The organism is Exiguobacterium sp. UBA5002 (assembly GCF_002396765.1).
Taxonomy (GTDB): domain Bacteria; phylum Bacillota; class Bacilli; order Exiguobacteriales; family Exiguobacteriaceae; genus Exiguobacterium_A.
In genome coordinates this window covers 30873-40047 of the sequence record NZ_DGYQ01000039.1, presented here as the reverse complement: position 1 = coordinate 40047, position 9175 = coordinate 30873, and the positions used below count along the sequence as shown (strand labels likewise).

The window sequence follows — 9175 nt, the reverse complement described above, 5'->3', positions numbered from 1 at the left end:
CTTTTTGGGGAGCATATCATGATTCGGCTGAGCGTTATTTTTTGGTTAGAGGGAAGAAAGAATCGCGTTTGCTACTGCATCAGCATAGCGTTGCTGATAAGAAGGAGAAACAAGTTTCGCCCGGTCATTAGCATTGGATAGGAAACCAAGTTCCGTTAATGTAGCGGGTGCATTCGTACCGCGAAGAACAGCGAGGTTCCCGAATTTAATACCACGATCACGTAATCCAATCGAGTTAACAAGATTGTTTTGGAGATTTCGTGATAGAGCAACAGATGCATTACCTCTGTAATAGAAGTTTTCAGCGCCATAAGCACTTGTTGAAGATGCAGCATTAATATGGATACTGACGAAGATGTTTGTCTTATGGGCGTTCGAGATGACGCTACGATCTGTTAACGAAGGATAGTAATCATTCGTATAACGTGTCAACTTCACATCGACTGTTTTAGATAGGCGCTCGGCTACGAGTTTAGCGACTGACATGACGATATCACGTTCATAAATACCGTATCGTGCGGCACCAACATCATGTCCACCATGCCCAGGATCTAAGACGACGAGTGGACGAGCAGACATAGAAGGCTGGAAGAGCGAGAGATACGTCGCTTCGACATATCCATAACGTCCATCAGATGTTTTGACAGCGACGAATCCTTTTGTCTTATGTAAAGCATTCGTTACCGTAACAACGGAACCACGTGGCAGTGTACCGATAGAAGGGCTGATCGAACTTGCACCAGACCGTAATGTCAATGAATCATTAAAAGGAACGAGAACATACATCGTCGTACCTGAATAATCAGCTGCAGATCCGACAGGTGGTAAAGAAGCAGAAGAAGACGTCGTTTTCTTCAAGTAACTTCCTGAGACATAGCCTTTTTTACTACCGTAAGACACTTGGTACCAGTTATCCTTCCGATACGAAGAGGTAACGATCTTTCCTTTAGGAATCGTTAGTAGTTTAGCTGAGGTAGCAGAATTCGATGTACGTAAATTCAAAGCGTCCAACGTAATGTAGTTCGTTTTCGCGAATGTCGTACCGGTAGCACTTGCTGTGACGACCGCTTTCTTTTTCAAGTAAGAACCAGCAACATAACCGGTTTTTGATTTGTAAGATACTTTATACCAGCTTCCTTTCTTGTAAGAAGAGGAAAGTGTTGTTCCTTTAGGAATCGTCAATAATTTAGTCGAAGCAGCAGAATCAGACTTACGAAGGCTCAACGAATCCGTCGTCGTGTAGTTCGTCTTCGTAAAGGATGTACCGACAGTACTAGCTTTAACGGCCGCTTTCTTCTTCAAGTAACTTCCCGAGACATAACCCGTCTTAGAACTGTAAGAGACTTTGTACCAGTTCCCTGTTTTATACGAAGAAACGACTGATTTTCCTTTAGGGATCGTCAACAATTTTTTAGAGGAAGTAGTAGCAGAAGCGCGAAGATTCAATGCATCTGTTGTTTGATAAGTAGCTTTCGTGATAGAAGCAGCAGATGCCTCGGGTGTTGGGGCGGCTACCGTGAAAAGTACGGCCGAAGCAATACTTGCGATCAAGACGGAAGTTTTAGTAGGCATAGTGTGCTCTCCTTTTAAATTTAGTATTGTAAAACAGGATATAAAAATGACAAAATGAAGAAAGATTTAAAATTATATATTAAAAACAATAATTTTATGTTCTAGGTTCGCTCCTTTCTGTTAAGATAAAAATGGAAATCAGCAACAGATAAAAAATTGCCAATATTACAAAAAAATTAAAATAACATAGAAATCATATAACAAAAAGGTAAATAAATGGTAATATTTTTTCGAAAAACATACAATTGAAACATAATTGAAATATTATTGTGTCATCAATACAAGAAAGAAGGTAAAAAGTATGGATCCGAATGAACATATTTACAGAGAGCTGATGGAAATCGAAGAAGAATATCGCCGTCTTCAACGAAGAGCAGAGTACTTAGTAGCTGAATTAAGTCGAACGAATCAAGATCATGCACAGGAAGTTTCTGTTGCACTAGAGCGTCCATTGAAACAACGAAGAGTGAATCAGCGATATCCACTGGAAGTTTACGTACACCAAATCAGTGATTTGATGCGCGAACGCGAGTCGATGTCAGCACGAGATATTCAGATGGAACTCGAACTTCGTTATCGTCACCAAATCAGTAACATTTATCAGCTTATGGCGAAAGTTGAACAGGCAAACCCGGCGATTCAAAAAGTGGGTCGTGGAATCTATACATATGATTCATCGGCAGAAGTTCCGATTTTTATGTAGTTTTTTCAAAAAACGTCGTTTCTTTTTTAAAGAAAGGCGTTTTTTTTGTTGAATGAATTCCAAAATAAAGATTTATTTTTAAAATAAGTAAATGATTTTCTTAAAAATGGTTTTTATCTCTTCTGTTCCATTTTTTAACTGATATAATGGATACGTAGATGAAAAAATTGTCGGACCTGACGTCACGTGGACGTGGGGAGAGGAGAAAAACAGTGCTTCAACTCGTAAAAAATACATTCAACGAACAGTCTAAGCGACTGAAGAACTATATGAAAATCGTAAAAGAAATCAATGCGTTAGAAAGTCGTTATCAAGCGATGACGGATGATGAATTAAAAAATCAAACAATCCACCTAAAAGAACGCATCGAAGCCGGTGAGACGATTGATCAACTGAAGACGGAGGCATTTGCTCTTGTCCGAGAGGCAAGTGTTCGCACATTAGGCATGCGTCATTACGATGTTCAATTGATTGGTGGTCTTGCGTTACTAGACGGTCATATCGCAGAAATGGCGACGGGGGAAGGAAAAACATTAGTCGCATCGTTACCGAGTTTTACAAAAGCCTTAAGTGGTAAAGGGGTTCATGTCATCACCGTCAATGACTACTTGGCACGACGAGACGTGGATCAGATCGGAGAAATTCACCGTTTTCTTGGTTTAACAGTCGGACTAAATGTTCCCGATCTGTCACCTGATGAGAAACGTGCGGCCTATGGCGCAGATATTACATATGGAGTCGGTACAGAATTTGGCTTCGACTACTTGCGAGATCATCTCGTCAATCGGAAGGAAGACCGTGTACAACGAAAACATCATTTTGCCATCATCGATGAAGTCGATAGTATTTTAATCGACGAAGCGAAAACACCACTCATCATGGCAGGTAAGGGCTCGGTGCACGAAGGATTACAAACCGTCGCGAAGCTGATCGTATCAAAGTTTCCTACGGATGCATACGAATACGACGAAGAGATCAAAGCAGTTTCGCTTACGGATAAAGGAATTTCGATCATCGAAGAGAACTTCGCCATCGATAATCTCTTCGCAGCTGAGCATCAAGTACTTTATCATTACATGATTCAAGCCTTGCGTGCTCACATCGTCATGAAACGAGACGTTGATTACATCGTAAAAGATGGGAAAATCGAGTTGGTTGATTTATTTACAGGACGCATCATGGAAGGACGAAGTTTGTCGGATGGGCTCCATCAAGCCATTGAAGCAAAAGAAGGCATTGACATTACGGAAGAAAATAAAACGACGGCCCAAGTTACGATCCAACATTATTTCCGGATGTACGAGCTCGTTTCAGGCATGACAGGTACGGCACAAACTTCACGACAAGAGCTTCTAAAGACATACGGAATGGATGTCGTACAAGTCCCGACCAATCGCCCGAAACTCCGTGAAGATTCTTCTGACATCATTTACGCAACGAAAGAGGAGAAATATGAAGCTGTGGCGCGTGCGACGAAGGAAGCACATGCAAGACGGCAACCCGTATTGATCGGAACGACGTCCATCGAACAATCATTTGCCGTAGCTGAAGCTTTAGATACACATCAGTTACCGTATCAAATCCTGAATGCAAAGACGGTCGACCAAGAAACTGACATCATTCGTGAAGCCGGACAACACGGACGCATCACGATCGCGACGAACATGGCAGGACGAGGGACAGATATTACGTTGGATGAGATTGCGAAAGAAGCAGGTGGGTTGTTTGTCATCGGTACCGAGCGTCATGAGTCGGTTCGGATTGATAACCAGCTAAGAGGACGTTCAGGACGTCAAGGAGATCCAGGTAAAAGTCAATTCATCGTATCACTCGAAGATGACCTCGTCCGGCGTTTTGCAAAGGATCGACTCGAGAAAGTCTTGAAAAAAGTGAAGACGAGTCAGCATGAACCGGTTACGTTAAAAGAAGCACAAGCATTATTGAGCTATGCGCAAGAAACATGCGAGGGGACAGGTTATTCGATTCGAGAGGAACTTGTTAAACTCGATGACGTCCTTCATCAGCACCGTCTTGTCATCTATGCGATCCGTAACCAAGTACTCGATGCAGAAGACATTCAAGATATGGTACTACCAATGGTCGAGCGGACGGTCGAACGTATCGTGGATCGTTATCTATCTGCAGAACTCGTACCGGAAGAGTGGCCAAAGGAAGAGTTCCAGTTCGCGATGGACGAATTACTAAACGACGAAGTGCCACTTCCAGATGATTTAGAACAGCCGGAAGAGGTCAAAGCGTATTATGTGAACATTGTTTCCGCTCGTCGTGAAAAATGGATAGAGGAACTAAAGAATCCTGCGGTAGACGAGCTGATCCGAGATCAGCTATTGGCATCGATCGAAGAGCACTGGACAGAACATTTGACGACGATGAATACGCTAAAAGAAGGCATTCATCTTCGGAGTTACGGTCAGGAACAGCCTGTTCGGATGTACGAAAAGGAAGGCTTTGAAATCTTTAACTACACGATTGCTGAAATCGAGTATCCCGTTGCCTATGTCTTACAACGATTGTCCGAATATATCATGCTAGATGAAGAAATCGAGGAGATGGAGTTAGATGTTTAATCGCAGAAAACAAATCATTTTAGAAGCAGAGACACCAGAAAATACAGGACTGTATAAGCCTCGATTGATTTTTACAGAAGATATGTTGATCGAGAAAGAAGATGAATATCTTTTCCGTTACCATGCTAATCAATTGCCAGACTTGGAGTTAAATCAACTGTCCGTCGAAGCGCTGCAAGTGGACCTATCCTCCTCGCCGATTTCAATCGTCGCGTTGTTTCGAAATACATTAGAAAATAGTTTTCATGTAGATGGTCTTCCATTACTCGTGTTAGACGAAGCCAATCGTCTGATTGGCAGAAAGGTTTTGACGACGGAAGATATTCCGGAGTTCGTACCGATGAGTAGTATGCCATGTTGGCTTGATTTTTCCGAGGAAGAACTTTTCTTAACGGAAGAAGAAAATTTCCCGGAAAAGATTCGTCTCTTATTTAGTTTAGAAGAGACGCATGATCTCGAGATTCCACCGGACTTCCTTGATGCTGAAGCGCGACGTGTACGTCAGACATTCTATTCAACCCCGACGTTGAAGAATGAAGAAGTCAATGTCATGAATGTTTGGAACGAGAAGAACGAAAATAGGATGACAGGATTGTTTTTGATTCGAAACGGATATGAACAGGCGATTCAACTCGGAACGCTTCCGTTACAACTTATGAACGGGGAACAAATCTTGCAGACATTGCAGGTAGCGTTAACGTCCCCAATCGAAGCTAAAACGACCCTTGCAATCAAAGTCGTCTTAGACGTGACGGAGTGGCAAGACCAAGACGTGTTGCAATTCCGAGTCGCACAAGCATAAGCCTATGCTTTTTGTTTACAGAATGGGAACGAACGATTTTTGGAAGAAGAATGTGGTATAATTCGCGCAGGAGCGTGATGTTATTATGTTATGGACAGCGTCCATTGTCTGTTTCATCGCTGCATTGCTGATTACCCCCGTTGTCAAACGTTTTGCCATTGCAGTGGGCGCGGTGGATAGTCCGGATGCACGAAAAGTACATGTTCGAATCATGCCACGTCTAGGTGGGCTTGCGATTTATATCTCATTCATGATCGGATACTTTATCTTACAACCATCGAGTCCATATGCGACTCATATATTAGTCGGTAGTTTCGTGATCATCATGACCGGTATGTTAGATGATCGTTTTCAACTGAATGCTAGGCTGAAGTTAATGGGACAAATCGTAGCGGCAGTCATTGTTTTAAATGGTGGGATTCGAATCGAATTCATCAATTTGCCGTTTGATCAACAGCTGTATCTCGGGTGGTGGAGTGTGCCATTGACCTTCCTGTGGGTCATCGGTATCACGAATGCCGTCAATTTGATTGATGGTTTAGACGGACTAGCTGCTGGCGTATCGAGTATCGTCTTGTTGACGCTAATTAGTTTAGCTGTGATTCAAGGGAACGTCTACGTGACGATCGTTGCGATCCTCTTGCTTATGAGTACGCTCGGTTTTCTGTTTCATAATTTTTATCCGGCAAAAATTTTCATGGGAGACACGGGTTCGCTGTATCTTGGATATATGCTGGCCGTACTTTCCCTACTTGGATTCAAAAATGTAACTTTATTCTCACTTGCTGTACCAGTCATTTTGCTCGGGATTCCGATTTCAGACACGCTGTTCGCTATCGTGCGTCGTATGTTACAAGGGAGACCGCCGTTCGCACCCGATAAAGAGCACTTGCATCACCGCTTACTCGATTTAGGATTTACGATGAGACAAGCCGTTTTAGTGATTTATGGACTTTGTGGTGTGTTCGGAATGACGGCAATCCTCTTTTCGCAAACGAATTCGCTCGGTGCTTTTATTTCTCTCGTTATCTTATTGATCGTACTAGATATTTTAGTCGAATCATTGGGTTTGTTAGGGGATAAATATCGACCGATTCTCAAACTATTAGAACGTCTTACAACGAAATGATTTAAAAAGATCGCTCATCTCAATGTGCGGTCTTTTTTTAAGGGAGATGAGAAAATGCAAGAAATAAATAAAAATGAACGCATTCAGTACTTGGATATTTTGAGGGGATTTGCTTTATGTGGCATTCTATTTGTCAACATGCCAAGTTTTCTTGGCGATCGACCGAATGCGATGATGGGAGACGTCGATCAAGCGATTCGTTTGGTGTTTGACCTCTTCATCCAGACAAAATTCTATACGCTGTTTAGTGTCTTGTTTGGAGCAGGTTTTTATCTGTTCATCCAGCGTTTGCAGCAAAAAGGATTACCGAAGACAATTTTTGCACGACGTCTCGGGATTCTTCTCGTCATTGGACTACTACACTTATGTATTTGGCAGGGAGATATTTTACATACGTATGCGTTGACCGGTTTTATCTTATTGTTATTTATAAAAACAAAGCCGATCACGAAGCTCTTGTTTGCGATAGCATTTCAAATCTATGCCCTTTTGCTCTATCTGCTTATTTTCTTTGGGGCTCGTCAATTGGGCGACACTCCCGTCGTCGAGCTGGATAAGACACTTCAGTCGTTCGTCGCATCGCGCGATCTCCTCGGATTTTTATCACATCACGCGACATTTCAATTACCGGAAGCCCTCATGAATTCTGGTGTCATTTGGCCAGAAATTTTATCCCTGTTCTTGATCGGAGCCTATTTGATGGAACGCTTCAGCGCAGCGCCACCGACGAATCGTTTCCTGTGGTGGACGCTTGGAATTAGTTTACTCCTGACACTTCCATCATTTGCAGGAATCATACAGGCGCATGCTGACGTACCAGACGGATCCATCAATCTATTTTACGTCTGGCTCTCAGGACGCACGCTTGCGATCACCTATGCTTGTGCCGTTGCGCTACTCGTTCGTGCTGGACGCATGCAATGGTTTGCTGGACTGGGACGGATGGCATTGACGAATTATTTGATGCATACAGTCGTCTTTACCGTGTTCGTCTTCTTCAGTGGACAACATGGAACGACACCGTTATGGCAAGGACTGTTACTCGTTTTCCTGCTTTTGATCGCACAAGGTGTTGCTTCAAACAGATATCTCCAGTCTCATCCACAAGGTCCCATGGAGAAATTGTGGCGAAAAGGGACTTATGGAAAGAAAAACCGTTGAAGTTCACAAGAACTTAACATCTTTTTTGTAGAATGAAGGATGGAGGTGAAACATGCATCGTTTAATTGAAATCTTTCTTGTATCATTTAAGCTCGGATTGACATCATTCGGCGGTCCGGTCGCCCATCTCGGATATTTTTATGAGGAATATGTCAAACGGAAAAAATGGATTGATGAGAAAGCCTATGCTGACTTAGTTGCGCTCTGTCAATTCCTTCCCGGTCCCGCTTCGAGTCAGGTCGGAATGGGAATCGGTTTGATTCGTGGAGGGGTAGCAGGGGCGATCATTTCCTTTATCGGTTTTACGTTACCGTCGAGTATCGCCTTGATTCTGTTCGCGATTCTTGCGACACAGTTCGATGTCACAGAAGCCGGATTCATTCATGGCTTGAAACTCGTCGCTGTCGCAATCGTTGCTGACGCCGTCCTTGGCATGGGAATGAAACTTGCGACAGGCGTCAAACGGATGACGTTGATGCTACTGGCGCTAGCAGGCGTCCTTTTGATCGCACATCCACTGGCACAAGTCGGTGTCTTGTTGCTCGCAGGTCTTCTTGCGTTCTTCTGGTTTAAAGAAGAGACGGAGACGGGTGGGTCCTTGTCGATTCGCGTACCACGCCTACTTAGCATCACGGCACTCGTCTTATTCTTCGCCTTACTTGCCGTCACAACGTTTCTCGCGCAATCTGCGACGGGAACCGTCCAACTGACGAGTATCATGTACAGTGCCGGTGCCCTCGTCTTTGGTGGCGGACATGTCGTCTTGCCATTCCTTGAGCAGACACTCGTACCTGGATTGATGAACACGGATACGTTCCTTGCTGGTTACGCCGCTGCACAGGCGGTACCGGGACCACTCTTTACGTTCTCGACGTATCTCGGTACGATCGTTTCTGGTGTTTCTGGAGGAATTCTTGCGACGCTCGCGATCTTCCTACCAGGATTCCTACTCGTCATCGGTGTTTTACCGTACTGGGATCGTATTCGGAAGAATCAATCGGTCGGTCGGATCTTGATCGGCGTCAATGCTGCAGTCGTTGGTATTTTACTTGCTGCCCTTTATGATCCAATCTTTACGTCAAGCATCAAGAGTGGTCTTGACTTCTTGATTGCCTTCGGTTTGTTCTGTTTACTTCGTTTTTATAAACAGTCGCCGTTACGAATCGTGTTGATTGGAGCCGTTCTCGGACTCCTATTCTTTTAAAACGCACAAAGAAGCA

General features: G+C 43.6%; 7 protein-coding genes. 6 read left to right on the top strand and 1 reads right to left on the bottom strand.

Translation table 11 applies throughout. The features are described 5' to 3' along the window. Positions 1 to 45 precede the first annotated feature (45 nt). Positions 46 to 1572, bottom strand: a complete 1527-nt coding sequence (locus tag B4C70_RS12415) for an N-acetylmuramoyl-L-alanine amidase (protein WP_041255198.1) — start codon at positions 1570 to 1572, stop codon at positions 46 to 48. A 301-nt stretch (positions 1573 to 1873) separates the two neighbouring features. On the opposite strand from B4C70_RS12415, the gene B4C70_RS12410 reads away from it, so the two are divergent. The 6 genes from B4C70_RS12410 to chrA all read left to right on the top strand — a co-directional run bounded on the left by B4C70_RS12410 (position 1874) and on the right by chrA (position 9159). Next, positions 1874 to 2275: a hypothetical protein gene (locus B4C70_RS12410; protein ID WP_023469307.1), complete on the top strand. Its 402-nt coding sequence runs from the start codon at positions 1874 to 1876 to the stop codon at positions 2273 to 2275. 212 nt (positions 2276 to 2487) lie between these two features. Further along, the gene (gene secA2, locus B4C70_RS12405) at positions 2488 to 4863 is read left to right on the top strand and encodes an accessory Sec system translocase SecA2 (RefSeq protein ID WP_290779869.1); all 2376 of its coding nucleotides are present in this window, start codon (positions 2488 to 2490) and stop codon (positions 4861 to 4863) included. Beyond that, the gene (locus B4C70_RS12400) at positions 4856 to 5665 is read left to right on the top strand and encodes an SLAP domain-containing protein (RefSeq protein WP_023469305.1); all 810 of its coding nucleotides are present in this window, start codon (positions 4856 to 4858) and stop codon (positions 5663 to 5665) included. Before secA2 ends, B4C70_RS12400 begins: the two co-directional genes overlap by 8 nt. 85 nt (positions 5666 to 5750) lie before the next feature. Continuing rightward, a complete protein-coding gene (locus tag B4C70_RS12395) occupies positions 5751 to 6794 on the top strand; it encodes a glycosyltransferase family 4 protein (RefSeq protein WP_023469304.1) in 1044 nt (347 codons plus the stop codon). A 54-nt stretch (positions 6795 to 6848) separates the two neighbouring features. Beyond that, positions 6849 to 7955 (top strand): DUF418 domain-containing protein, encoded by a 1107-nt coding sequence (locus tag B4C70_RS12390; protein WP_214746811.1) that lies wholly within the window; start codon positions 6849 to 6851, stop codon positions 7953 to 7955. Between the two features lie 52 nt (positions 7956 to 8007). Next, positions 8008 to 9159, top strand: a complete 1152-nt coding sequence (gene chrA / locus B4C70_RS12385; protein WP_290779863.1) for a chromate efflux transporter — start codon at positions 8008 to 8010, stop codon at positions 9157 to 9159. The last annotated feature ends 16 nt before the right edge of the window (positions 9160 to 9175 follow it).